This is a genomic window from Mycobacterium sp. DL99 (assembly GCF_004762045.1).
GTDB lineage: Bacteria > Actinomycetota > Actinomycetes > Mycobacteriales > Mycobacteriaceae > Mycobacterium.
In genome coordinates this window covers 4,273,062-4,299,341 of record NZ_SJOM01000007.1, presented here as the reverse complement: position 1 = coordinate 4,299,341, position 26,280 = coordinate 4,273,062, and the positions used below count along the sequence as shown (strand labels likewise).

The following is a 26,280-nucleotide window of genomic DNA, read 5'->3' as shown; positions in this document are numbered from 1 at the left end:
CTTGTGGCACAATCAACGGCAAAAAGCCATCAAAAAACCATCAGCAGGCGCGGGAGGTCGCAGGTGGCGCACCGATACAAGGTCCGTGAGATCGCTCAGCAGTGTGGCTTGAGTGAGGCCACGGTGGACCGGGTGCTCAACGACCGCCCGGGTGTGCGTGAGAACACCCGAGCCGAGGTGCGCCAAGCGATCGCCGACCTGGACAAGCAACGGGCACAGTTGCGGCTCAACGGGCGTCGCTATCTGATCGACGTGGTCATGCAGACCCCCCGGCGGTTCTCCGACGCGTTCCGGGCGGCTGTCGAGGCCGAGTTGCCCACGTTCGCACCGGCCATGTTGCGGGCCCGCTTCCACCTCTGGGAATCCGGGTCGACCGCTCAGATGGTCGACACCTTGGCGGGCATTCGCGGCAGCCACGGGGTGGTGCTCAAGGCGGCCGACGAACCCGAGGTGGCCGAGGCCGTGGACCAACTCGTCGCCGCCGGGGTTCCGGTGGTGACCTACACGACCGACATTCCCGCCAGCGCCCGCAGTGCATACGTCGGTATCGACAACCACGGAGCCGGTGCGACCGCGGCCTACCTGATCGAGCAATGGTTGGGCCCCACCCCCTCGGCGGTATTGATCACCCTGAGCCGCACGGTGTTTCGTGGTGAGGGCGAGCGCGAGGTCGGATTCCGGTCGGGGTTGCGCGGTTCGGGCCGTGTGGTCGTCGAGGTCACCGACAGCGACGGCATCGACGCGACCAACGAACGGCTGGTGCTCGACGCGCTGGAGCGTCACCCGTCCGTGGAGGCGGTCTATTCGCCAGGCGGCGGCAACGCCGCCACAGTCGCGGCGTTCGAGAAACTCGGACGACAGTGTCGGGTCTTCGTCGCCCACGATCTCGATGCCGACAACCGTAGATTGCTGCGGGAAGGCAGGATCTCGGTGGTGCTGCACAACGACCTGCGGGCCGACGCGCGACTCGCCATGCGGTTGATCCTGCAGCAGCACGGTGCATTGCCGGGGGAGCCGGTCCGCCCCGTACCCATTCAGGTGGTCACGCCGTACAACCTGCCGGCGTGAGCACTTCGGTTTATCCGGGCTCGGCGGTGGGGGCCGGCGTGGCCTTGACCGGCGGTGTGGCAGCAGGAGTATCGGGCTGTGATGGCGGTGCGGATTGGGTCACGGTCTCGCCGAAGTGCATGGTGGGTTCGGCCGCGGGCACGGACATGTCGAGTGTGCTGTCGATCTGGTTCGTTTGGAGCCCCAGTACCGCCATGATTGCCGCGGCTGCCGAGCCGGCGGTACAGAGGAGAAGTCTCGTTCTCGAATCCACACGCATTTCGCAAAACCCTTCGTCACAACATTGACTATCTATGGGATTTGAAGGCGGATCCGGGCCGTGGCATTCCACATATCGATGTGTGACATGCATCACATTTAGATGACGGGTGCGGGATCGGGCGGGGTCGGGGCGCGCGGCGATCGCCCAGACCGGGAGACTTCATCCATGCCACGAGAGCTAGTCCCTGGGGTAACCGTGCTCGGCAACCTCGCGATCGACATCATCAACGGGGCGCCGCCGAGCCCGGGGGGATGCGCGTCGTTCGCCGGAGTGGCGCTGCAGGCGGCGGGCGGGCCCGGTCGGATCATCGCGATGGGCGCCGAACGCGATCACGCCCTGTTCGACGGGCTGCGCGCGCGGTTCGGGTCGCTGGTGCAGATCCTGCCCTCGGACGTGACGAGTTCGTTCAGCCTCGACTACGACGACACTGATCACCGGCACATGGGTGTGCAGGCGATCGGCCCGGTGTGGACCGCCGCGGACGTCGAAGCTGCTGATCCGGCGACGACGTGGGTGCACCTGGCCCCGTTGCTGCGCACCGATTTCCCGGCCGGCACGCTGGCCGCGCTGCCGGCACGAGGTCACCGGGTCGCCTACGACGGGCAGGGGCTGGTGCGCGCCGACCGCTTGGGGCCGCTGGTCGAGGATCGTCACTTTCCCGCGGACCTGCTGGCCGATGTCGACATCCTCAAGCTTGCCGAGGACGAGGCAGTGATCGTGGCCGACGGCGCGTTCGACGCGTCGACGGCGGAGCGACTCGGCGTCGCGGAGATCCTGGTGACCTACGGCTCAGAGGGGTGCGACATATATATCGAGGGTGCGGTGGAGCGCGTGCCGGCCGCCTGGCGGGTTCTGGATGTCCAGACCACCGGGGCGGGGGACATGTTCACCGCCTGCTATGTCGCGCACCGTGCGGCAGGCCGCGATCCGCACCGCGCCGCGGAATCGGCCAGCGAACTGGTAGCCAGGGAATTGGACAAGCGGGTTCACGCCGGGACACCCGACCGGGCGTAAGCGCACGTCGGGGCCTAAACTCGACAAGTGTCAAGTACGCGCTTGCCGGTGCTAGCAGAGAGCTACCGGCCGGTAGCATTTTCCTTAGAGAATGACGTTCTCCTAAACGTGACGAAAACCACAGTTTTGTCTCAAAAGGGGCTTCTTCACGCCCACGAACAGCACCTTCGTCGAGAACCCACCCGCGTGTCGAGGGACGGCGCGGTGAAGTGCAGCCTAAGAGCAGTGCAATAATCGGTACTGGTAGTGACATCAAAATTCGGTGGACGTTCGATCCGGCAGCGCGTCACATGGCAGCGGCCCGGAAAGACGTGGTCAAAGTACGTGTGAAAGGCGGTAGCCGTGGGTGAGAACGGCAACGGCAATGGCGCCGCGCCGCGGCAGAAGCTCGAGAAGGTAGTCATCCGCTTCGCCGGCGACTCCGGCGACGGTATGCAGTTGACCGGCGACCGCTTCACTTCTGAAGCTGCGCTGTTCGGCAACGACCTGGCTACCCAGCCGAACTATCCCGCCGAGATCCGCGCGCCACAGGGCACCCTGCCCGGGGTCTCGTCGTTCCAGATCCAGATCGCCGACTACGACATCCTCACCGCCGGTGACCGTCCCGACGTGCTCGTGGCGATGAACCCGGCAGCGCTCAAGGCCAACGTCTCGGATCTGCCCCGCGGCGGTCTGATCATCGCCAACTCCGATGAGTTCACCAAGCGCAACCTCGCCAAGGTCGGATACGACAACAATCCGCTAGAGGATGACACGTTGTCCGACTACGTGGTGACGTCCGTCGCGATGACGACGCTGACTCTGGGCGCCGTCGAGGCGATCGGTGCCACCAAGAAGGACGGCCAGCGCGCCAAGAACATGTTCGCCCTCGGTCTGCTCTCGTGGATGTACGGCCGCGAGCTCGAGCACAGCGAGGCGTTCATCCGGGAGAAGTTCTCCCGCAAGCCCGACGTGGCCGAGGCCAACGTCCTGGCGCTCAAGGCCGGCTGGAACTACGGCGAGACCACCGAGGCATTCGCCACCACCTACGAGGTGTCGCCGGCCAAGCTGAAGTCGGGTGAATACCGTCAGATCTCGGGTAACACCGCGTTGGCCTACGGCATCGTGGCCGCCGGACATCTGGCGCAGATCCAGGTGGTGCTGGGTACCTACCCGATCACCCCGGCGTCGGACATCCTCCACGAGCTGTCCAAGCACAAGAACTTCAACGTCCTGACCTTCCAGGCCGAGGACGAGATCGCCGGTATCGGCGCGGCTATCGGCGCCTCCTACGGCGGCGCGCTGGGCGTCACCAGCACCTCCGGTCCCGGTGTCTCGCTCAAGTCCGAGGCCATCGGCCTGGCGGTGATGACCGAGTTGCCGCTGCTCATCATCGACGTGCAGCGTGGCGGCCCGTCGACTGGTCTGCCGACCAAGACCGAGCAGGCCGACCTGTTGCAGGCGCTGTTCGGCCGCAACGGCGAGTCACCGGTCGCGATCCTGGCGCCGAAGTCGCCGTCGGACTGCTTCGACATCGCCGTGGAGGCCTCGCGCATCGCGGTCGATTACCACACCCCGGTCATCATCCTGTCCGACGGTGCGGTCGCGAACGGCTCTGAGCCCTGGCAGATCCCGGACATCAGCACCTACCCGCCGATCGAGCACAAGTTCGCCAAGTCCGGCGAGCCGTTCGCTCCCTACGCGCGCGATCCCGAGACCCTGGCCCGCCAGTTCGCGGTGCCCGGCACCCCGGGCCTGGAGCACCGGATCGGTGGCCTTGAGGCCGCCAACGGTTCGGGCAACATCTCCTACGAGCCCAAGAACCACGACCTCATGGTGCGGCTGCGCCAGGAGAAGATCGGCGGTATCAAGGTGCCCGATCTGGAGGTCGACGACCCCAACGGCGATGCCGAACTGCTGATGCTGGGCTGGGGTAGCAGCTACGGACCGATCGGTGAGGCCTGCCGGCGGGCCCGGCGCAAGGGCATCAAGGTCGCCCAGGCTCATCTGCGCCACCTCAACCCCTTCCCGGCCAACCTCGGGGAGGTGCTGCGCCGCTACCCGAAGGTGGTGGTACCGGAGATGAACCTCGGACAGTTGGCGCTGCTGCTGCGCGGCATGTACCTGGTCGACGTTCAGTCGGTGACCAAGGTGGAGGGCATGGCCTTCCTCGCCGACGAGGTGGAGGGCATCATCGACGCGGCCCTGGACGGCACGCTCGGTGAGAAGGAAAACGACAAGGCCAAATTCGCCCGGTTGGCGGCGGCCACCATCGAGGTTGAAGCATCTGACGCGAGCGGTGTGGGAGCGAACGCATGACTGATCTGATCGGCACAGACCATCAAGACCTGGGCCTGACTCCTCTGACCAAGAACGCCCTGGTCCCCACCACCGACCAGCCGCAGAAGGGCAAGGACTTCACCAGTGACCAGGAGGTCCGCTGGTGCCCGGGTTGCGGTGACTACGTCATCCTCAACACCATCCGCAACTTCCTGCCGGAGTTGCGTCTCAAGCGCGAGAACATCGCGTTCATCAGCGGCATCGGCTGCTCCAGCCGGTTCCCGTACTACCTGGAGACCTACGGCTTCCACTCGATCCACGGTCGCGCCCCGACCATCGCCACCGGACTCGCGCTGGCCCGTCCGGACCTGTCGGTGTGGGTCGTCACCGGTGACGGTGACTCGCTGTCGATCGGTGGCAACCACCTGATCCACGCGCTGCGCCGCAACATCAACATCACGATCCTGCTGTTCAACAACCGGATCTACGGCCTGACGAAGGGTCAGTACTCGCCCACCTCCGAGGTCGGCAAGGTCACCAAGTCGACCCCGATGGGCTCACTGGACTACCCGTTCAACCCGGTGTCGCTGGCGCTGGGTGCCGAGGCCACGTTCGTCGGCCGTGCGCTGGACTCCGACCGCAAGGGTCTGTCCGAGGTGCTGCGCGGCGCAGCCGAGCACCGCGGTGCCGCACTGGTGGAGATCATGCAGGACTGCCCGATCTTCAACGACGGATCGTTCGACGCGCTCCGCAAGGAAGGCGCCGAGGAGCGGCTGATCAACGTCAGCCACGGGGAGCCGATCAAGTTCGGTGTCGATGGCGAGTACTGCGTGGTCAAGTCCGGGTACGGCCTGGAGGTCGCCAAGACCGCAGACGTCGCGGCCGACGACATCGTGGTGCACAACGCCGAGATCGATGACCCTGCCTACGCATTCGCGCTGTCGCGGTTGAGCGAGCAGAACCTCGATCACATGGTGATGGGTATCTTCCGCAAGGTCAGCCGACCCACCTACGACGACGCCGCGCGCCAGCAGGTCAACACGGCCATCGAATCCAAGCCCCACGACACCGCAGCTCTGCAATCCTTGCTGCGTGGCAAAGACACGTGGACCGTCGACTAGTTGCGCTAATCGCACTGACCCTGCTCACCGAAGCAACCTGAGCACAGCCCCGCTCGCCGCGGTAGTTCTGGCGGGCGGGGCTTCGCGTCGTATGGGGCGTGACAAGGCGACGCTGCCGTTCGAAGGCTCGACGATGGTCGAGCATGTGGTCGCCGCGGTGAGCACGCGCTGCTCACCGGTTTTCGTCATCGCCGCGCCCGGTCAGCCGCTACCCGCACTGAGCGCCGAGATACTGCGCGACGAGGTGCTTGGTGTCGGGCCGCTGGTGGCGACGGGTCGCGGGCTGCGTGCCGTCGCGGAGGCCGGCCTCGACCGCGCCTTCGTGTGCGCGGTGGACATGCCGTATCTGTCGGCGGATCTGATCGACACCCTGGCGGCCTCCGCGGAGCGGTTACCTGCCGATATCGTGCTGCCGTGGGACGGTAGGGACCACTATCTGGCGGGGATCTACCGCAGCTCGCTCACTGAACGGATTGCCGCCCTGGTGCGCGACGGCCGGCGCAGCATGCGGTCGCTGGCCGAGTCTGTCGACACGCAACGGATCGTGATGGCGCCGCAGCGCGCACTGACCAACGTCAACACCGCGGCCGACCTGCCTTGAGCGCCGGCCTATTCGGTCATCTCGAGCACAGCAAATTGTGAATTAACGCGCGAACCGGGCCCAATTTATCGTTTCGAGATAATTGATCGATTATTTCCCCCTATTCAAGGCCCTGGAAGCGGGGTGAATTGGGGAACCGTCAGCGATGGAGGAGCCCGACTGGCGCGCGAAATCCACTGGTGTCCAGGATGATTCGGTCTCGCATCGGCTGTCGAAATGCTGCGCGCTATTCGCTGATGCGTGCGCCCGGCCGTGCTGAATTCCCGACGAAATTCCCCTGACCGCATGCTTTGCCGAAACCTATGGACTACCTGAGACGGAGCCGGGTTGGCTGGGCGGTCTGACGCTTCTCGGCGGCCTGGTGAGATTGGTTGTGGCGGAGTCATTTTGGACTACGCCGCGTCGACATCGTAGGCGTTGGACCCACTGCGGCCCAGCCTGGTTGCAGCGCCTGGCATGCGCGATAGTCGTTGTATTCCAGTGTATTTGGAGCATGTTCTGGTTTCGGGGCGGTGGGGAACCGTAGCGAACGGATTCGCGCGCTGCGGTGCTTGATGACACTCGCCGATGGCATCTACCAGCGCTTTTTGTCATCGCCGACCATTGGTGACGGTGTTGCTGTACCCAAATCAAGTGGGCCAGCTCACAAAAAATGCGTGATCTCGCTCACGTTCCGTTTACGCCGATCACGAAACGGTAACGGCAGTAGCCCGGCGTTGACCTGCACAAACGATTCGTTCAGTGTCTCGTTATCTGTCCGTGATCTTTCCGCGATCGCTTCTACATCGGGATGACTTCTCTTCGAGACCTTTGTACGGTCCAAAGCGTCTCCGACATGGAGCAAATAATTTCAACACCAAGAACCTGCGTGTGAGTGGGGCCGCGGTGGCGATTACGCCCGACGCGGGGGCCTGGGTCTGATCCCGGGCCGGGCACTGTGGCCCTCCCTTTCGTGCCTGACCGAGACGGCGCGAACCAACCCCTCCGGCCTGGATTCAGGCTTCCGCACCCGCCTGGGCGGGTGTTGATGGTGCGCGCTTGGCGAGAGGAATCAAGTGAAGAACATCCGCAAGACGTTTGGGCTGGGCATCATTGCTGGAGCACTGGCTGTGGCTCCCGTGGCACTGGGTGCCGGTACCGCCAATGCGGACAGCGTTAACTGGGACGCCGTCGCCGCCTGCGAGTCGGGTGGCAACTGGGCGATCAACACCGGTAACGGGTACTACGGTGGCCTGCAGTTCAACATGGGCACCTGGCGCGCCAACGGCGGCTCGGGTTCGCCGCATCAGGCCTCGCGCTCGGAGCAGATCCGGGTTGCCGAGAACGTGCTGCGCAGCCAGGGCATCGGTGCCTGGCCGGTGTGCGGCAAGCGCGGCTAGTACCGGGCTGCTCACCATGTGAGCGATTGACAACTTGATACGAAGCGGTGCCGGGCCTCTGCCTGGCACCGCTTCTGTTTCATCAGAAGGCCCTCCGGTTACTCCCGCCCCGACAACCTCCGAAAAAACTTCAGCCTCCCCTGTAACGGGTGACGTTGGTCACACGAACCCATTAGTGACCGCACAGTTGCATGAACGTGATCGGCATCTGCAGTGGTCCTTGGTGTCAAAGGTCGGGGAAGGGCCGTGAGATGACCATACGAATGGCGTTAACCAGGGCTTTCTGGCTTGCTGCGACGTCGGCGGGCCTCATGCTGGCACCCACGTTCGCCGTCACGGCGACCGCCGGTGCGGACACGGTGAACTGGGATGCGATCGCGGACTGCGAATCGGGTGGCAACTGGTCCACCGATACCGGCAACGGCCAGTACGGCGGTCTTCAGTTCAAGCCCACCACCTGGGCCTCGCACGGCGGCATCGGATCGCCCGCCTCGGCCTCCCGTGAGGAGCAGATACGGGTGGCCGAGAACGTCCTGGCCACCCAGGGGATCGGGGCCTGGCCCAAGTGCGGCGTCCGAGGTGGGATGCCGGCAGGTTGGGCGGCGCCCGGTGCACCGACCGGTTGCCAGGCCGTACGTCCCGGCGCGGTGCTGGGCATTTTCGACCTACGCCGGATCTGCACGACCTTCCTGGACCCGCTGGGAGCCTTCGGCGTGCCGCACTGAGCTCAGCGCACCGGGGTGAAAGCCCCGCGCCCGGCGATCGAGGCCAGGTGCCGGGTCAACACGTACTCGGGCACCAGTACGGAAGCCCGGGTGGCCGCGGCACCGAGTGCCGGCGGACGTAGGTTCACCACCCGGCCGACCAACTGTGCCTCCCGCACGATCGTCATGACCCTCTTGCGGCGCAGGGCCGCGAACCGGGAGAACGCGCGCCCCAGATCCGGGCCTCTGGCCGCGAGGGCGGCCAGGATGGCGGCGTCTTCGAGTCCCTGGCAGCCGCCCTGGCCCAGATGTGGGCGCATCGGATGGGCGGCGTCCCCGGCGATCACTACGGGACCGCGGGCCCAGGTGCGGGCGGGGGCGCGGTCGTAGAGGTCGTTTCGGAGCACCTGATCGGCATCGGTCGTGGCCAGTAGCGTCGGGATCGGCTCCGACCATGATGAGAAGTGCCGTTTCAGGTGGGCCAACTCCCCATCGGGTGTGGTCTGTCCGCGTGGTACGCGCTGGGTGGCGAACCAATACGTGTGGTCGTCGCCGAGCGGCACGTGCCCGACCTGTGAGCCGGCGCCCAGTGTTTCGCCTGACAGATCGGGATCGAGCGGGCAGGCGGCCACCGCGCGCCACGCGGTGTAGCCGGTGTAGCGACGGGGCAGAGGCCCATTCAGATGTCGGGCCACCACGGAGTCGACACCGTCGGCGCCGACCAGACCGGCCGCCTCGCGGACCGTGCCGTCGGTGAACGTGACCCGCACGTCCGAGGCGCCGATGTCGATCGTGTCGGCGGTGAGCTCGTAATGGACCGTGCCCGGAGCCAGCGCGCCGGCGAGGATCTCGGTCAGGGCTGCGCGTCTGATCACCACCAGCGGTTCGCCCAGCGCCCGGGTGAACCGTTGCGCCGCCGGCCGGCGCAACCAGGCTCCGCCGGACCGACGCAGCGCTCCCGTGGTCACCCGGCCGCCCGCATCGCGCACCTGATCGCCGAGCCCGATCTCATCGAGTGCGGCCAACGCGTTGGGCCAGAGGCTGATTCCCGCACCGGGGGTGACGTCCCGGCGTGCCTCGGCCACGCGGACGTCGAACCCTTGCTGCTGCAATGCGACTGCGGTAGCCAGGCCGGTGATACCCGCGCCGATGACGAGGACGGACTGTGCCATCGCTCGAATCTAGCCGGGGCCAGGTGAGGTGGCTCGCCGTGATCGGAGTTGGGATCGGTAGCCTTCCAGCGTCTGCACAGTCTTTGCACAGGTTCCCGGTGCCGAAGGTGCCCGGATGGAATGAATGAGAGGTCCCATGAAACTCAACCGCTTCGGTATCGCGCTGGGCGCAGCGGTCTTTGCCGTGTCCGCATTGAGCGGTTGCTCGAAGGTCACCGAGATCAGGGATGCGGCCGCCGGTGCGGCCGAGAAGGTGGTCACCTCGGGCACGGAGAAGATCACCGAAGCGGTGTCGGGCAACCTGTTCACCGCCGAGGGCATCGATAACGCGTATGCGGCGATCGCGGACAAGGTCGGTGCGAACCCGATGCAGGTCGTCGAGGTCAGCATCGCGCCGGGTGTGCTCAGCGTCGAGGCCATCGACCCGAATGCCCCGACCGAACTCAATCAGTGGAGCTACACCTCCGGTACGGTCGGGCCGTCTCGGCCGATCGACTACGACGAGGACACCGAGGCGCTGCAGCAGAATCTGTTCGCCATCACCGACGTGCCCACGAGCGCGATCGCCACGGCGATCGACGGCGCGGTGGCGGCAAGCGAGATCAAGGATGGTGAGGTCCAGACGGTGAGCATCAAGCGCAACATCCCGTTCGACGCGAACGTCGTCATCTTCATCAACGTCAAGGGTGAGCGCAGCAGCAAGCAGGTACGCACCGACGTCACCGGCCAGGTCATCAAGGTGTCCTGAACCAGACTGGGATGAGCAGAACAAGCGGCCCGTACCGGACTCCGGTACGGGCTGCGCCGTTACGGTGGGGAGCCATGACGGTGTTTGACGATCTCGACGACTACCTCGCCTTGCCCCGGGTATCTGGTCTCGCGGTTTCGCCCGACGGCTCGCGGCTGGTCACGACGGTCAGCACTCTCAACGAGAAGAAAACCGAATTCCTCAGCGCCATATGGGAATTGGATCCCACCGGAGCCCAACCTGCGCGCCGGCTGACCCATGGGGTCAAGGGGGAGTCCGCGCCGGTGTTCACGGCTGGGGGCGACGTGTTGTTCCTCGCGGTGCGCCCCGGGGACGGCGAGGACAAACCGCCGGCGGCACTGTGGCGCCTTCCCGCGACCGGCGGTGAGGCATACGAGGTGCTGACGATGCCCGGTGGTGTCACGGGCGCGGCAAGCGCCCGGGCAGCCGACGCCACCGTGGTGTCCGCACCCCTGTTGCCGTCGTCGGCCGGAGTCGACGACGACAAGGCCAAGCGCGACGCGCGCAAGGACACCAAGGTGTCGGCGATCCTGCACACCGGCTACCCGGTCCGGCACTGGGATCACGACCTCGGCCCGGACCAACCCCACCTCTTCGACGCCGACGGACAACAGGACCTGACCGCCGACCCGGGCGCGGCGCTGCGCGAGACGACCTTCGATCTCAGCGCCGACGGCGGATTCGTGGTGACGTCCTGGCAGGAGCCGGGCCCGGGCACCGCCCTGCGGGTGGTCTTGGTGCGCATCGACCGGGTCACCGGCGAACGCACCACCATCGTCCAGGAACCCGGCGCGGACCTGGAACGCCCCGCGATCGCTCCGGACGGCAGCGCGGTGGCCTTCACCAGGGAAACCCATTCCACTCCCGCCGCGCCGCCGCGGATCACGTTGTGCTGCATGCAGTTCGGTGAGGATCCCGTGGAGTTGACCGGCGACTGGGACCGCTGGCCGTCCTCGGTGGCCTGGGCACCGGATTCGTCGGCGCTGATCGTGACGGCCGACGACGGCGGCCGTGGCCCGATCTTCTCCGTCGACCCCGTATCCGGTGCGGTCACCCAGCTGACCGACGATGACTTCACCTACACCGATGTGTGTCCCGTGCCCGGCGGGGTGATCTATGCGTTGCGCAGCTCGTATGCCGCGCCGCCGCATCCGGTCCGGATCGACCGGGACGGCACCGTCACCGCGCTGCCGTGCCTCGAGGCACCCGAACTGCCCGGCACGGTGACAGAGGTGACGGCGACCGCCGCCGACGGCACGCCGATCCGGTCCTGGCTCACCCTGCCCGAAGGTGACGAGCCGGCCCCGCTCGTGCTGTGGATTCACGGCGGCCCGTTGGGCAGCTGGAACAGCTGGCACTGGCGGTGGAACCCGTGGCTGCTCACGGCCCGCGGGTATGCCGTGTTGATGCCGGACCCGGGGCTGTCCACCGGCTACGGCCAGGACTTCATCGCACGCGGTTGGGGCGCCTGGGGCGGCGATCCGTACACCGACCTGATGGCGGCGACAGATGCCGCATGCGCGCATCCACGCGTCGATGCCTCGCGCACCGCTGCGATGGGCGGGTCGTTCGGCGGCTACATGGCCAATTGGATCGCCGGGCACACCGATCGGTTCGGCGCCATCGTCACGCATGCCAGCCTGTGGGCGCTGGACCAGTTCGGCCCCACCACCGACGGTGCGTACTGGTGGGCCCGGGAGATGACGCCCGAGATGGCCCAGCGCAATTCACCACACCGGTTCGTCGCCGACATCGCCACCCCGATGTTGGTCATCCACGGCGACAAGGACTATCGCGTACCGATCGGCGAGGCGCTGCGGCTGTGGTACGAGCTACTCAGCGATTCGGGGCTGCCCGCCGACGCGAACGGCGAAAGCCCGCACCGGTTCCTGTACTACCCGACGGAGAACCACTGGGTGCTGTCGCCGCAGCACGCCAAGATCTGGTACCAGGTGGTCACGGCATTCCTGGGAGATCACCTGCGAGGCGAACCGGTGCAGTTGCCCGAACTGCTCGGGTAGCGTCGAGATCGTGACGCAGCGTGAGTTCGATCTGGTGCTGTACGGCGCGACGGGATTCGCCGGAAAACTGACTGCCGAGTACTTGGCCAGGGCCGGGGGATCGGCCCGGATCGCCCTGGCCGGTCGTTCCGAGGAGCGCTTGTTGGCCATTCGTGACGGTCTGGCGCCCGGCGCGCAGTCGTGGCCGCTGGTGACCGCTGACGCCACCGCCCCGGCCTCTCTCGATGCGATGGCCGCACGCACCCAGGTGGTGGTGACGACGGTGGGTCCCTACGCCCGCTACGGCATGCCGTTGGTCGCGGCGTGTGCCGCGGCAGGCACCGACTACGCCGACCTCACGGGTGAGACGACATTCATCCGGGACAGCATCGACCTGCACCACAAGCAGGCGGTCGACACCGGTGCGCGGATCGTGCATTCGTGCGGATTCGATTCGGTGCCATCCGATCTCACGGTGTACGCGCTGTACCAGCGGGCGCTCGCAGACGGCGCCGGGGAACTCGGTGACACCAACCTGGTGGTGCGCAGTTTCGCCGGTGGCGTGTCTGGCGGCACCGTCGCCTCGATGCTGGAACTGCTGGACACGCTGTCCTCGGATCCAGAGGCACGAGCACTGATGAACGATCCGTACACGCTCAGCCCCGACCGCGGGGCCGAGCCCGAACTCGGCGCTCAGCCCGACGTGCGGTGGCGCCGCGGCGGTGAGATCGCTCCCGAGCTGGCCGGCCTCTGGACCGGCGCGTTTGCCATGGCCGCGCCGAACACTCGAATCGTGCGGCGCAGCAACGCATTACTGAACTACGCCTATGGACGGCGCTTCGAGTACGCCGAGCAGATGAGCCTGGGCCGCTCGCCCGCGGCGCCGTTGGCGGCAGCCGCGGTGACTGGAGTCAACGCCTTCACGCTCGGTGTCGGCGGCCGCTATTTCAACCGGCTGCCCGGCGGCCTGGTAGCGAAGTTGGCCCCAAAGCCGGGAACCGGCCCCAGCGAGCGAGCCCGCGAGCGGGGGCACTACCGCGTCGAGACGTACACCACCACGACAACAGGCGCGCGGTACGTGACAAGCATGGCCCAGCAAGGCGATCCCGGATACAAGTCGACCGCGGTATTGCTCGGCGAGTGCGGGCTCGCGCTGGCAACCGACCGTGACGCGCTGTCGGAACGACGCGGCGTGCTGACACCGGTGGCCGCGATGGGGGATGTACTGCTCACCCGGCTACCAGCTGCCGGGGTGTCGCTGGAAACCACCGCCCTGAGCTGAGCCGGCGTGGCATGAATCGATCGGCGTGCGTCGAACACCTGTGGGACAAGATCAGATTCGACTAGTGTCGATGCCGAGGACTTCCAGTACGCCAGCAACGAAGGTGGGATGAAAATGGCCGGTCTCGATGATCTGTTCGCGCAGATCCCGGTGGCGGATATCGCAAGCAAGCTCGGCGCAGATGAAGGCGAGGTGAACGCCGCCATCAAGACCCTGGTTCCGGCCCTGGTCGGCGGTGTGGCGGAGAACGTACAAGCGGACAACATCGATTCGAGTGACCTCGAGTCCGCGGTCGCGGCGCAGGGCGCCAGCGGCCTGCTCGACGGTGGCGTGAGCGTCGACCAGGTCGACCCGAGCGAGGGCAACCAGTACGTCGCGAAGATCTTCGGCGGCAACGACAGCAATCAGGTCGCCTCGGCGTTGGCGGGGACGGGCGCCGGTGGCGGTGATCTGGTCAAGAAGCTGCTGCCGATCCTGGCGCCGATCGTGCTGGCCTACATCGGCAAGCAGTTCGCCCAGAAGAACGCCGCACCCGCGGGCGAGGCCCAGGCTCAGGCTTCCGGAGGCGGCGGGCTCGGGGACATCCTCGGCAGCATCCTCGGCGGCGCGGCAGGTGGCGGTGCTGCCGCCAACAACCCGCTGGGCAGCATTCTGGGCAGCGTGCTCGGCGGCGGTGGCAGCCAGGGCAATGCCATCGGCGAGATCCTCGGCGGCCTGCTCGGCGGCAAGAAGTAGCTCCCCGCATACCCCTGCTCGAAAGCCTCCGACGCCCAGCGAACGCACCGGGCATCGGGGGCTTTCGCGTATTCGGGCACGTCCTTCTTAGAATGGCTCGGTGACCCCCACCCCTGACAATCGCGCCGATGCCCTCCCCAAATCCTGGGATCCCGCTGCGGTAGAAGCCGACCTGTACCAGGGCTGGGTGGATGCCGGATACTTCACCGCCGATCCGGCCAGCGAAAAGCCGCCGTACTCGATCGTGCTGCCCCCGCCCAACGTGACCGGCAGCCTGCACATGGGCCACGCGCTCGACCACACCCTGATGGACGCCCTCACCCGCCGCAAGCGCATGCAGGGCTATGAGGTGCTGTGGCTGCCCGGTATGGACCACGCCGGCATCGCCACCCAGACCGTGGTGGAAAAGCAGCTCGCCGTCGACGGCAAGACCAAGGAAGACTTCGGTCGCGAGCTGTTCGTCGAGAAGGTGTGGGACTGGAAGCGCGAATCCGGCGGCACCATCGGCGGGCAGATGCGCCGCCTCGGTGACGGCGTGGACTGGAGCCGCGACCGCTTCACCATGGACGAGGGCCTGTCGCGGGCGGTGCGCACCATCTTCAAGCGACTCTTCGATGCGGGCCTGATCTACCAGGCCGAGCGGCTGGTCAATTGGTCACCGGTGCTGGAGACCGCGATCAGCGACCTCGAGGTCAAATACGAGGACGTCGAAGGCGAGCTGGTCTCGTTCCGCTACGGCTCGATGAAGGACGACGAGCCCCACATCATCGTGGCCACCACCCGGGTGGAGACCATGCTGGGTGACACCGCGATCGCGGTGCATCCCGACGACGAGCGATACCGCCACCTGGTCGGCACAACGCTGCCGCACCCGTTCGTCGAGCACGAGATGATCATCGTCGCCGACACTCACGTCGACCCCGAATTCGGTACCGGCGCAGTCAAAGTCACGCCCGCGCACGACCCGAACGACTTCGAGATCGGGCTGCGTCATCAGCTTCCGATGCCCACGATCATGGACACCAAGGGTCGGATCGCCGAAACCGGAACGCAATTCGACGGCATGGACCGGTTCGAGGCCCGGGTCAAGGTGCGGGAGGCGCTGGCCGGGCAGGGCCGGATCGTCGCCGAGAAGCGGCCCTACCTGCACAGCGTCGGGCACTCCGAGCGCAGTGGCGAGCCCATCGAGCCGCGCCTGTCCCTGCAGTGGTGGGTCAAGGTGGACGGCCTGGCCAAGGCCGCCGGTGATGCGGTGCGCAACGGCGACACCGTGATTCACCCGCCGAGCCTGGAGCCGCGGTGGTTCGACTGGGTGGACAACATGCACGACTGGTGCATTTCCCGGCAGCTGTGGTGGGGCCACCGGATCCCGATCTGGCACGGTCCGGGCGGCGAGACGGTGTGCGTCGGTCCCGACGAGACCCCGCCGGCCGGTTGGGAGCAGGACTCCGACGTCCTCGACACCTGGTTCTCCTCGGCACTGTGGCCGTTCTCCACCATGGGCTGGCCCGACCACACTCCGGACCTGGCGAAGTTCTATCCGACCTCGGTCCTGGTCACCGGCTACGACATCCTGTTCTTCTGGGTGGCGCGGATGATGATGTTCGGTACCTTCGTCGGCGACGATCCGGCGATCACGTTCGACGGCGCCCGCGGTCCGCAGGTTCCCTTCAAAAACGTCTTCCTGCACGGCCTGATCCGCGACGAGTTCGGCCGAAAGATGAGCAAGTCGCGCGGCAACGGCATCGATCCGTTGGACTGGGTGGAGAAGTTCGGTGCCGACGCGCTGCGATTTACGTTGGCGCGCGGCGCCAGCCCCGGCGGTGACCTGTCCATCGGTGAGGACCACGCCAGGGCCTCGCGTAACTTCGCCACCAAGCTGTTCAACGCGACCCGCTTCGCGCTGATGAACGGTGCGGCCCCCGCCCCGCTGCCCGCCGCGGCCGAACTCACCGACGCCGACCGCTGGATCCTCGGCCGCCTCGAAGAGGTTCGCGCCGAAGTGGATGCGGCACTCGACAGCTATGAGTTCAGCCGGGCCTGCGAATCGCTGTACCACTTCGCCTGGGACGAGTTCTGCGACTGGTACGTGGAATTGGCCAAGGTTCAGCTCGGCGAGGGTGTGGCTCACACCACGGGAGTGCTGGCCTTCGTCCTCGACGCTCTGCTCAAGTTGCTGCATCCGGTGATGCCGTTCGTCACCGAGACGCTGTGGAAGGCGCTGACCGACGGCGAGTCGATCGTCATCGCGCAGTGGCCGCAGGCATCCGGCATCGCGCTGGATCAGATTGCGGCACAACACATTGCCGATATGCAGAAGCTGATCACCGAGGTGCGCCGCTTCCGCAGCGACCAGGGCCTGGCCGACCGGCAGCGGGTTCCGGCCCGGTTGTCCGCGGTCACCGAGGCCGGTCTGACCGAACAGCTGCCCGCGGTTACCGCGCTGGCCTGGCTGACGGACGCCGGTGACGGGTTCACCCCGTCGGCCTCGGTCGAGGTGCGTCTGACGCAGGCCACGGTCCTCGTCGAGGTGGACACCTCGGGCACCGTCGATGTCGCGGCCGAGCGGCGCCGGCTGGAGAAGGATCTGGCCGCGGCGCAAAAGGAGCTGGCCACCACGACGGCCAAGCTCGGCAACGAGGCTTTCCTGGCCAAGGCGCCCGAGAACGTCGTCGACAAGATCCGCGGTCGTCAGCAGTTGGCCGGCGAAGAGGTCGAGCGCATCACCGCACGCCTGGCAGCGCTGTGATGAGCGCTTGCGCGAAGAGCCGAGAATCCAGGTGAACAACCCGATTCCCTCCCCGGACGAGATCGCCGCACTGCTGCAGGTCGAGCACCTGCTCGATCAGCGATGGCCCGAGACCAAGCTGGACCCCAGCACGGCGCGGATCTCCGCCCTACTGGAGCTGTTGGGCTCACCGCAGCGGGCCTACCCGTCCATCCATGTCGCGGGGACCAACGGCAAGACGTCGGTGGCGCGCATCATCGACGCGTTGCTGATCGCCCTGCACCGGCGGACGGGACGCACCACCAGCCCGCATCTGCAGTCCGCGGTGGAGCGCATCTCGATTGACGGAAAGCCCGTCACGCCAGCGCAATACGTGAATACGTATACCGAGATCGAACCGTTCGTGGAACTGGTGGACCGGCAGTCCGAGGCTGCCGGTGGGCCGAAGATGAGCAAGTTCGAGGTCCTCACCGCGATGGCCTTCGCAGCCTTCGCCGACGTGCCCATCGACGTCGCGGTAATCGAGGTGGGGATGGGTGGACGCTGGGACGCCACCAACGTCGTCAACGCCCCGGTCGCGGTGATCACCCCGGTCGGCATCGACCACACCGACTATCTCGGTGACACGATCGCCGAGATCGCGGGGGAGAAGGCGGGCATCATCACCCGGCAGCCCGAGGACCTGGTGCAGACCGACACCGTTGCGGTCATCGGGAAGCAGGCTCCCGAGGCCATGGAGGTCCTGCTGGCGGAGGCGGTGCGCGCCGACGCGGCGGTGGCCCGCGAGGACTCCGAGTTCGCGGTGCTCAGCAGGCAGGTCGCCATCGGCGGCCAGGTGCTGGAGCTGCAGGGCCTGAGCGGCGTGTACCCCGAAATCTTCCTGCCGCTGCACGGTGAACATCAGGCCCACAACGCCGTTCTCGCCCTGGCCGCGGTCGAGGCGTTCTTCGGTGCGGGAGCGGACCGGCAGCTCGATGTCGACGCGATCCGGGCCGGCTTCGCGGCAGTGAGCAGCCCGGGCCGCATGGAGCGTATGCGAAGTGCACCAACGGTTTTCATTGATGCAGCACATAATCCGGCCGGAGCCGCGGCGCTGGCGCAGACCCTGCAGCAGGAGTTCGACTTCCGCTACCTGGTCGGAGTGGTGTCGGTGATGGGGGACAAGGACGCCGGCGGCATCCTGACCGCCCTGGAGCCCGTGTTCGATCAGATCGTGGTCACCCATAACGGTTCACCGCGGGCGATGGACGTCGAGTCGCTGGCATCGCTGGCCGAAGAGCGTTTCGGGCAGGATCGCGTGATCACCGCCGTGACGCTGCCGGATGCCATCGAGACCGCCACCGCCCTGGTCGAGGAGTCCGGGGCCGACGAAGGACTGTCCGGGTCCGGCATGGTGATCACCGGTTCGGTGGTGACCGCCGGCGAGGCCCGGACCCTGTTCGGACGGGACCCACAGTGAGCAATCAGACCCCTGATGATCAGACGCCAGGTGACAAGCCGGCACCCCCGGACCCGTGGAAGAGTTTCCGCGGGGTGATGGCGGGGACGCTGATCCTCGAAGCCATCGTCGTATTGCTGGCCCTGCCGGTGGTGGGTGTCAGCGGCGCCGGGCTGACCTGGACCTCGGGCGGATTCGTGGTCGGGCTGGCCATCGTGCTGATCCTGATGTCGGGGATCCAGGGCAGGCCCTGGGCCATCTGGGCGAACCTGGGCATCCAGCTGGTGGTGATCGCCGGTGCGCTCATTCATGGGGCAATCGGCTTCATCGGCGTGATCTTCGCCGTGGTCTGGCTGCTGATCGTGTATCTGCGGGGTGAGGTCAAACGCAGGCAGGATCGTGGCCTCCTGCCTGGCCAGCAACCGCCCAGCGAATAGCGCGGTGATAGCTGGGCCACAGTGCGGGCTCGGTCGGGGCCCCGCGATGGCGGGGCGCTGTTACCGACCGGTACGCTCTCAGCCGTGACTGAGCAGACCCTTGTCCTGATCAAGCCCGACGGCGTGCAGCGCCACCTGGTCGGGGAGATCCTCGGCCGGATCGAGCGCAAGGGCCTGACCCTGGCGGCGCTGGAACTGAAGAACGTCAGCGTTGAGCTGGCCAAGCAGCACTACGCCGAGCATGACGGCAAGCCGTTCTTCGATTCGCTGCTGGAGTTCATCACCTCCGGACCTGTTGTCGCGGCCATCGTGGAGGGACCGCGCGCCATCGCGGCGTTCCGTCAGATCGCCGGCGGCACCGACCCGGTGGAGAAGGCTGTGCCCGGCACCATCCGTGGTGACCTGGCGCTTGTGACCCAGGACAACCTCGTGCACGGGTCGGATTCGCCGGAGTCGGCGGCCCGCGAGATCGCCCTGTGGTTCCCTGGCGAAGCCTCCGGTCGATAAACCTTCTCGCAGTCTGGTCAGTACCGCGTCAGTGATGTGGGATACTGGTTGCGGGTAGCCAGCCTCAACCGGGGCTGAACACCCGAATGAAGACTTCGACGAGCGCGACCACCGCAATCCGGTGCGGCGCGGGCCGTCCAGCCATCATTCAGCCAGGCACCGGGTGGGTTCGGTAGCGAACCGCCCGGAGCGAGACCACAACAAGTCCGGGGAAAGTGTCCCGGGCCAATAGCGGAAGCCCTCGCGTGGCCGCGTCGATACGACGCGCCCGGGGGCTTGAGGAGAATTCGTGGCCGAAGATGCCCAGAATGACGACCTACCAACCCAGACTCCGCAACAGGAGGGACTGCCCGAGCGGCTGAGAGTCCACTCCCTGGCGCGGGTACTCGGCACCACCAGCAGGCGCGTGCTCGATGCCCTGGCGGAGTTCGACGGGCGTCGGCGCAGTGCGCATTCCACGATCGACAAGGTCGACGCAGAGCGGGTCCGTGACGCACTGGCCGCAGGGTCGACCGACGCTGCTCCTGTTGCGCAGGCAGAGGTTGTGCCGGCAGAACAGGTCCAGGTCGAGGCCGTCACCGAGGCCGAGTCCGTCGCGGCTCCGGTCGAGAGTTCGGCCGAGGCTCCGCAGGCTGCTCCGGCTGAATCTGAACCCGCTGCGGTCGATGCCCCGCAGGCCGACGCCGAGGCCGTCCTGGTCGGCGACGAACCCGAGTCCCGGTTGATCCTGGAGACGGCGAACATTCCCTCGGTGCGGGAGGCGCACACCGAGCGTGCGGATTACCTGCCGCTGTTCGTGGCGCCGCAGCCCGTCAGCTTCGTGCCAGTGCACGTCGATGAGGATGACGACGAAGACGACGACGGCGACGACGGCGACGATGACGACACCATCGATGCCGATTCCGACAGCGACGACGAGCAGGCGGATCGTCCCGCCGCGCGCCGGCGCCGCAGGGGCCGCCGTGGACGTGGTCGTGGTCGCGGTGAGCAGAGTGACGACAACGGGCCCGACTCGGGTCCCGATTCCGACACCGACACCGTCGATGACCAGAGCGAATCCGACCAGGATTCCGATGATGACTCCGACGAGTCGGACGAGGACACCGCGGGCAGCGACGGCGGCAACCGTCGTCGGCGGCGTCGTCGCCGGCGCAAGTCCGGCTCCGGTGACAACGATGATGCGGGCTCCCCGGATGACCCGCCCAACACCGTCGTGCACGAGCGCGCCCCGCGGGCCGAGCGGGCCGGCAAGAGCAGCGATGATTCGGAGATCCAGGGGATCAGCGGATCGACTCGCTTGGAGGCGAAGCGTCAGCGCCGCCGCGACGGTCGGGACGCGGGTCGCCGTCGCCCGCCGATCCTGAGCGAGGCAGAGTTCCTGGCCCGCCGCGAGGCTGTCGAGCGAACCATGATCGTGCGCGACAAGGTCCGCACCGAGCCGCCGCACGAGGGCGCCCGCTACACCCAGATCGCCGTTCTGGAGGACGGCGTCGTCGTCGAGCACTTCGTAACTTCGGCTGCTTCAGCATCGTTGGTCGGCAATATCTACCTGGGCATCGTGCAGAACGTGCTGCCCTCGATGGAAGCCGCGTTCGTCGACATCGGCCGCGGCCGCAACGGAGTGCTCTACGCCGGTGAGGTGAACTGGGAGGCCGCCGGGCTCGGTGGGTCGAACCGCAAGATCGAGCAGGCGCTCAAGCCGGGCGACTATGTGGTGGTCCAGGTCAGCAAGGACCCGGTGGGGCACAAGGGTGCTCGACTCACCACACAGGTGTCGCTGGCCGGCCGCTACCTGGTCTATGTACCGGGCGCGTCGTCGACCGGGATCAGCCGCAAGCTGCCCGACACCGAACGCCAGCGGCTCAAGGAAATCCTCAAAGAGGTCGTGCCTGCCGATGCGGGTGTGATCATCCGCACCGCCTCGGAGGGCGTCAAGGAAGAGGACATCCGTTCCGACGTCGAGCGGCTGCAGCAGCGCTGGACCGAGATCGACGCCAAGGCCACCGAGGTCACCGGGAAGAAGGCCGGCGCGGCCGTTGCGCTCTACGAAGAGCCCGACGTGCTGGTCAAGGTCATCCGGGACCTGTTCAATGAGGACTTCTCGGGTCTGATCGTCTCCGGTGACGAGGCCTGGGCCACGATCAACTCCTACGTGAACACCGTCGCCCCCGATCTCGTGGGCCGGCTCACCAAGTACGAACCCGCGGGCGGCGCTGATGCTCCCGACGTGTTCGCTGTACACCGCATCGACGAGCAGCTGGCCAAGGCGTTGGACCGCAAGGTGTGGCTGCCCTCGGGCGGAACCCTGGTCATCGACCGCACCGAGGCGATGACGGTCGTCGACGTCAACACCGGCAAGTTCACCGGTGCCGGCGGCAACCTCGAACAGACCGTCACCCGCAACAACCTGGAAGCTGCCGAGGAGATCGTGCGGCAACTGCGGTTGCGCGACATCGGCGGCATCGTGGTCATCGACTTCATCGACATGGTGCTCGAGTCGAACCGGGATCTGGTGCTGCGCAGGCTGACCGAGGCGCTGGGCCGGGACCGCACCCGCCACCAGGTGTCCGAGGTGACCTCACTGGGCCTCGTGCAGCTGACCCGAAAGCGGTTGGGAACCGGTCTGGTCGAGGCGTTCTCGACCACCTGCACGCACTGCGCCGGCCGCGGCATCGTGCTGCACGGCGACCCGGTCGACACGGCCTCGTCGTCGAATGCCGGCCGCAAGACCGAATCCACCGGCGGCGGGCGTCGCAGCAAGCGGGGCAAGAGGGGCAATGCCCGTCCCGAGCCCGAAGAGTTGCCAGTCGTCAAGGTGCCCGACCATCCGGCCGGCGAACACCCGATGTTCAGGGCAATGGCTGCGGCCAACGGGCGCCCCGACGAAGACCACGAAGGCCATGACGGCCACGAGGACTTCGAGGAGCACGTCGCCGACGAGGTCCCCGAGGGCGAGGCTGACGATCAGGCCACGCTCGAGCTCGCGGAGGTGTCCACCGGTTCCACCGACGGTGAGTTCGACGCGCAGGACGTCGACGAGTCCGATGAATCCGACGATGGTTCGGATGGGGACGAAGACGAGGACGAGATCGACCTCGACGACGATGACGACCTCGATGATGACGACGATGACGATCTGGATGACGACATCGACGACTCGGATGAGGATGACGAGTCTGATGAGGCCGACTCGGACGACGAGTCGGACGAGTACGGCGACTCCGAGGACTCAGACGAGTCCGAAGAGGACGTCTACCAGGCCCCGGAGCCCGTGGTCGTCGAGGCGCCGCCTAGTCGCGGCCGTACCCGTCGACGTGCCGCAGCCAGGCCCGCGGGGCCGCCCAGCCCAGAGTAGAGGGCGGTTTGACCCTCTACCCGCTGGTCAAGTACCCTTGACCAGTTGTCTCCGGTGCCTGTAGTAGTCGCAGGCCGGTGACGGCGGGGCATCCCGCCACCCAAGACCCGCGCACGCACCGACCGGTAGCGCGCGCCCGCAGAGAGCAGCAGAGCAGAGGACACGATGGCGACATACGCAATCGTCAAGACCGGCGGCAAGCAGTACAAAGTTGCCGTCGGTGACGTGGTGAAGGTTGAGAAGCTCGAGACCGAGCCCGGCGCGTCGGTATCGCTGCCCGTCGCCCTGGTGGTCGACGGCGCCAAGGTCACCAGCAAGGCTGATGACCTGGCCAAGGTCGCCGTGACCGGCGAGGTGCTTGAGCACACCAAGGGTCCCAAGATCCGCATTCACAAGTTCAAGAACAAGACCGGCTACCACAAGCGCCAGGGGCACCGTCAGCAGCTGACCGTGCTCAAGGTCACCGGTATCAAGTAGCGAGGGAGCGTACTAATGGCACACAAAAAGGGCGCTTCCAGCTCGCGCAACGGTCGTGAATCCGCAGCACAGCGGCTCGGCGTGAAGCGGTTCGGCGGTCAGGTCGTCAAGGCAGGCGAGATCCTCGTCCGCCAGCGCGGCACCCACTTCCACCCCGGCGTGAACGTCGGTCGTGGCGGCGATGACACGCTGTTCGCGCTGGCACCCGGCTCCGTGGAGTTCGGTTCCAAGCGCGGCCGCAAGCACGTGAACATCGTTCCCGTGCCGCGCCCGGAGGCCTGAGACTCCGAGGATTCTCCGCGAATGTGAAGCAGCTGCGAGTTCTCGATAGGACTATCGCAATAGCTTCACATTCGACGGAGAGGATGTCTGATGCCCCGGTTCGTTGACCGCGTCGTCATCCATGCGAGTGCAGGAAACGGCGGCCACGGCTGCGCGTCGGTGCATCGCGAGAAATTCAAACCCCTCGGCGGTCCTGACGGCGGCAACGGTGGTCGCGGCGGCAGCATCGTGCTCGTCGTGGATCCACAGGTTCACACCCTGCTGGACTTCCACTTCCATCCCCATGTCGTCGCACCTTCGGGCAAGCAGGGTGCGGGCAGCAATCGTGACGGTGCCGCCGGCGACGATCTGATCGTGCACGTTCCGGACGGCACGGTGGTGCTCGATGAGAACGGCCGGATGCTGGCCGACATGGTCGGTGTCGGCACCCGGTTCGAAGCCGCGCAAGGTGGTCGGGGTGGGCTCGGCAATGCCGCACTCGCTTCCCGGGCCCGCAGGGCTCCCGGTTTCGCCCTGCTTGGCGAGAAGGGCCAGACCCGAGACCTCACGCTCGAACTCAAGACCGTCGCCGATGTCGGCCTGATCGGTTTCCCATCGGCGGGTAAATCGTCTCTGGTGTCGACCATCTCGGCGGCCAAGCCCAAGATCGCCGACTATCCGTTCACCACGCTGGTGCCCAACCTGGGCGTGGTGTCCGCCGGTGAGAACACCTTCACCGTCGCCGACGTTCCCGGCCTGATTCCCGGCGCGTCCGAGGGCCGGGGTCTGGGCCTGGAATTCCTTCGGCACCTTGAGCGCTGCGCGGTGCTCGTGCACGTCGTGGACTGCGCCACCATGGAACCCGGGCGTGACCCGATCTCCGACATCGAGGCGCTGGAGGCCGAACTCGCGGCCTACACCCCGACTCTGCAAGGCGATTCCACCCTGGGCGACCTGGCGTCGCGGCCACGTGCGGTGGTGCTCAACAAGATCGACGTTCCCGATGCCCGGGAGTTGGCCGACTTCGTGCGTGAAGAAGTGAAGTCGCAGTTCGGCTGGCCGGTGTACGAGATCTCGACGGTCAGCCGTGATGGTTTGCGCCCGTTGATCTTTGCGTTGTGGGAGATGGTGAAGGCCTACCGTGACGCGCAGCCTGAGGTGGTGCCGAGGCGTCCGGTGATCCGGCCGATCGCTGTCGACGAGAGCGGCTTCACCGTCGAGACCGATGGAGACGGCGGGTTCATCGTGCGCGGTACCCGTCCCGAGCGCTGGATCGCGCAGACCAACTTCGACAATGACGAGGCCGTCGGTTACCTCGGTGACCGGCTGGCCCGGTTGGGCGTCGAGGACGCGTTGTGGAAAAAGGGCGCCAAGCCCGGTTGCGCCGTGACCATCGGCGATATGACCTTCGACTGGGAGCCTCAGACCCCAGCCGGCGTGGACATGCCGCTGACCGGTCGAGGCACCGACATCCGGCTCGAGCAGACCGACCGGGTGGGTGCGGCCGAACGCAAGGCGGCGCGGCGTGAACGGCGCCATCCCGGGAGTGAAGACGAGTGACGAGCGCAGGCTCGGCGCCCTCCGCACATCGCGAGGCGATTCGGACCGCACGCAGCGTCGTCGTCAAGATCGGCACCACCGCGCTGACCACTCCGTCCGGGGTGTTCGACGCCCGCCGGCTCGCGGTCCTGGTCGAGGCCATCGAAGGCCGGATGAAAGCCGGTTCCGATCTGGTGATCGTGTCCTCCGGTGCCATCGCCGCGGGAATCGAGCCGCTCGGACTGTCCAAGCGCCCAACGGATCTGGCCACCAAGCAGGCGGCCGCCAGCGTCGGGCAGGTGGCGCTGGTCAATGCCTGGAGTTCGGCGTTCGCCGTCTACAACCGCACGGTGGGGCAGGTGCTGCTGACCGCGCACGACATCGCGATGCGGGTGCAACACAACAACGCGCAGCGCACCCTGGACCGGTTGCGCGCCCTGCACGCGGTGGCGATCGTCAACGAGAACGACACCGTGGCCACCAACGAGATCAGGTTCGGTGACAACGACCGCCTGTCGGCGCTGGTGGCTCAGCTGGTCGGCGCCGACGCGCTGATCCTGCTGTCCGACATCGACGGCCTGTATGACTCTGATCCCCGAAAAGGTAACGCGCGCTTCATTCCTGAGGTCGCGGCACAGGGGGATCTCGACGGGGTGGCGGCCGGCGGGGGTAGCCATCTGGGCACCGGCGGCATGGCCTCGAAGCTTTCGTCGGCGCTGTTGGCCGCCGATGCCGGGGTGCCGGTGCTGCTGGCCGCCGCGGCGGATGCCGGTGCGGCACTGAGTGATGCCTCGGTCGGCACCGTGTTCGCGCCACGGCCCGAGCGGATGTCGGCTCGGCGGTTCTGGGTTCGCCATGCCGCGGAGTCCCATGGGGCGTTGACCCTCGACGACGGTGCGGTGCGTGCGGTCGTCAAACAGCGCCGCTCGCTGCTGCCGGCCGGGATCACCGAGGTCACGGGACGTTTCCACGGTGGTGACGTGGTGGATCTGCGGGGGCTTGACGGGCAGACGGTCGCGCGTGGCGTGGTGGCCTACGAGGCGTCGGAGCTGGCCGCGATCATCGGCCGCTCGACGCCGGATCTGCCGGCCGAGCTGCGCCGGCCCGCGGTGCACGCCGACGATCTGGTCGCCACCTAGCGATTTGTGGAGTCCTGGCCGCGCCGAGTGCGG

Annotated in this window: 21 protein-coding genes and 1 pseudogene; 20 read left to right on the top strand and 2 right to left on the bottom strand. The window is 66.9% G+C overall.

Annotation, left to right across the window (positions count from 1 at the left end; translation table 11 throughout):
- Positions 1–63: 63 nt before the first annotated feature.
- Positions 64–1,068, top strand: coding sequence for a LacI family DNA-binding transcriptional regulator (locus EYZ64_RS21005; protein ID WP_135456350.1), 1,005 nt, complete (start codon positions 64–66; stop codon positions 1,066–1,068).
- A 10-nt stretch (positions 1,069–1,078) separates the two neighbouring features.
- Here the strand turns inward: EYZ64_RS21005 and EYZ64_RS21000 are convergent, their stop codons facing one another.
- The gene (locus EYZ64_RS21000) at positions 1,079–1,327 is read right to left on the bottom strand and encodes a hypothetical protein (protein ID WP_167857908.1); all 249 of its coding nucleotides are present in this window, start codon (positions 1,325–1,327) and stop codon (positions 1,079–1,081) included.
- A 168-nt stretch (positions 1,328–1,495) separates the two neighbouring features.
- Here EYZ64_RS21000 and EYZ64_RS20995 point away from each other — a divergent pair, with 168 nt between their 5' ends.
- The 6 genes and pseudogenes from EYZ64_RS20995 (at position 1,496) to EYZ64_RS20970 (ending at position 8,429) form a co-directional block, all read left to right on the top strand.
- Positions 1,496–2,344 carry a PfkB family carbohydrate kinase gene (locus tag EYZ64_RS20995; protein ID WP_135456347.1) on the top strand — a complete coding sequence of 283 codons (849 nt, stop codon included), beginning with the start codon at positions 1,496–1,498 and terminating at the stop codon, positions 2,342–2,344.
- Positions 2,345–2,686: 342 nt separating this feature from the next.
- Complete coding sequence (locus tag EYZ64_RS20990; RefSeq protein WP_135456345.1) at positions 2,687–4,642, top strand: 2-oxoacid:acceptor oxidoreductase subunit alpha; 1,956 nt, start codon at positions 2,687–2,689, stop codon at positions 4,640–4,642.
- Positions 4,639–5,724 (top strand): 2-oxoacid:ferredoxin oxidoreductase subunit beta, encoded by a 1,086-nt coding sequence (locus EYZ64_RS20985; protein ID WP_135456342.1) that lies wholly within the window; start codon positions 4,639–4,641, stop codon positions 5,722–5,724. The genes EYZ64_RS20990 and EYZ64_RS20985 overlap by 4 nt, the downstream gene beginning before the upstream one ends.
- 37 nt (positions 5,725–5,761) lie before the next feature.
- Positions 5,762–6,325 carry a molybdenum cofactor guanylyltransferase gene (gene mobA / locus EYZ64_RS20980; RefSeq protein ID WP_135460154.1) on the top strand — a complete coding sequence of 188 codons (564 nt, stop codon included), beginning with the start codon at positions 5,762–5,764 and terminating at the stop codon, positions 6,323–6,325.
- A gap of 1,145 nt (positions 6,326–7,470) precedes the next feature.
- Positions 7,471–7,704: pseudogene (locus EYZ64_RS20975) on the top strand (transglycosylase family protein); the annotation flags it as partial.
- A 251-nt stretch (positions 7,705–7,955) separates the two neighbouring features.
- Positions 7,956–8,429 (top strand): transglycosylase family protein, encoded by a 474-nt coding sequence (locus tag EYZ64_RS20970; RefSeq protein WP_167857907.1) that lies wholly within the window; start codon positions 7,956–7,958, stop codon positions 8,427–8,429.
- Positions 8,430–8,431: 2 nt separating this feature from the next.
- On the opposite strand, the gene EYZ64_RS20965 is transcribed toward EYZ64_RS20970, so the two are convergent.
- Entirely contained in the window at positions 8,432–9,580 is a 1,149-nt protein-coding gene (locus EYZ64_RS20965; protein WP_135456340.1) for an FAD-dependent oxidoreductase, read from the bottom strand.
- Between the two features lie 136 nt (positions 9,581–9,716).
- Between EYZ64_RS20965 and EYZ64_RS20960 the strand changes: the two genes are divergently transcribed.
- From EYZ64_RS20960 to proB, 13 genes are all read left to right on the top strand, one after another.
- Positions 9,717–10,328: a hypothetical protein gene (locus EYZ64_RS20960; RefSeq protein WP_135456337.1), complete on the top strand. Its 612-nt coding sequence runs from the start codon at positions 9,717–9,719 to the stop codon at positions 10,326–10,328.
- 74 nt (positions 10,329–10,402) lie between these two features.
- Positions 10,403–12,370 carry a S9 family peptidase gene (locus EYZ64_RS20955; protein WP_135456335.1) on the top strand — a complete coding sequence of 656 codons (1,968 nt, stop codon included), beginning with the start codon at positions 10,403–10,405 and terminating at the stop codon, positions 12,368–12,370.
- Between the two features lie 10 nt (positions 12,371–12,380).
- A complete protein-coding gene (locus EYZ64_RS20950; RefSeq protein WP_135456333.1) occupies positions 12,381–13,631 on the top strand; it encodes a saccharopine dehydrogenase family protein in 1,251 nt (416 codons plus the stop codon).
- A 114-nt stretch (positions 13,632–13,745) separates the two neighbouring features.
- Positions 13,746–14,366, top strand: coding sequence for a DUF937 domain-containing protein (locus tag EYZ64_RS20945; RefSeq protein ID WP_135456331.1), 621 nt, complete (start codon positions 13,746–13,748; stop codon positions 14,364–14,366).
- A 100-nt stretch (positions 14,367–14,466) separates the two neighbouring features.
- On the top strand, positions 14,467–17,115 hold the full coding sequence (locus tag EYZ64_RS20940) for a valine--tRNA ligase (protein ID WP_167857906.1): 2,649 nt from the start codon (positions 14,467–14,469) through the stop codon (positions 17,113–17,115).
- Between the two features lie 31 nt (positions 17,116–17,146).
- Positions 17,147–18,553 (top strand): bifunctional tetrahydrofolate synthase/dihydrofolate synthase, encoded by a 1,407-nt coding sequence (folC, locus tag EYZ64_RS20935; RefSeq protein ID WP_135456329.1) that lies wholly within the window; start codon positions 17,147–17,149, stop codon positions 18,551–18,553.
- 77 nt (positions 18,554–18,630) lie between these two features.
- Entirely contained in the window at positions 18,631–18,969 is a 339-nt protein-coding gene (locus tag EYZ64_RS20930) for a DUF4233 domain-containing protein (protein WP_286175313.1), read from the top strand.
- Positions 18,970–19,053: 84 nt separating this feature from the next.
- Complete coding sequence (gene ndk, locus EYZ64_RS20925) at positions 19,054–19,476, top strand: nucleoside-diphosphate kinase (RefSeq protein WP_135456325.1); 423 nt, start codon at positions 19,054–19,056, stop codon at positions 19,474–19,476.
- Positions 19,477–19,765: 289 nt separating this feature from the next.
- Positions 19,766–22,831: a ribonuclease E gene (gene rne / locus EYZ64_RS20920; RefSeq protein WP_135456323.1), complete on the top strand. Its 3,066-nt coding sequence runs from the start codon at positions 19,766–19,768 to the stop codon at positions 22,829–22,831.
- A 165-nt stretch (positions 22,832–22,996) separates the two neighbouring features.
- Positions 22,997–23,308, top strand: coding sequence for a 50S ribosomal protein L21 (rplU, locus tag EYZ64_RS20915; RefSeq protein WP_135456321.1), 312 nt, complete (start codon positions 22,997–22,999; stop codon positions 23,306–23,308).
- Positions 23,309–23,323: 15 nt separating this feature from the next.
- Positions 23,324–23,590, top strand: a complete 267-nt coding sequence (rpmA, locus tag EYZ64_RS20910) for a 50S ribosomal protein L27 (protein ID WP_003879727.1) — start codon at positions 23,324–23,326, stop codon at positions 23,588–23,590.
- Between the two features lie 90 nt (positions 23,591–23,680).
- Complete coding sequence (gene obgE, locus EYZ64_RS20905; protein WP_135456318.1) at positions 23,681–25,129, top strand: GTPase ObgE; 1,449 nt, start codon at positions 23,681–23,683, stop codon at positions 25,127–25,129.
- Complete coding sequence (gene proB, locus EYZ64_RS20900) at positions 25,126–26,247, top strand: glutamate 5-kinase (RefSeq protein WP_135456316.1); 1,122 nt, start codon at positions 25,126–25,128, stop codon at positions 26,245–26,247. The genes obgE and proB overlap by 4 nt, the downstream gene beginning before the upstream one ends.
- The last annotated feature ends 33 nt before the right edge of the window (positions 26,248–26,280 follow it).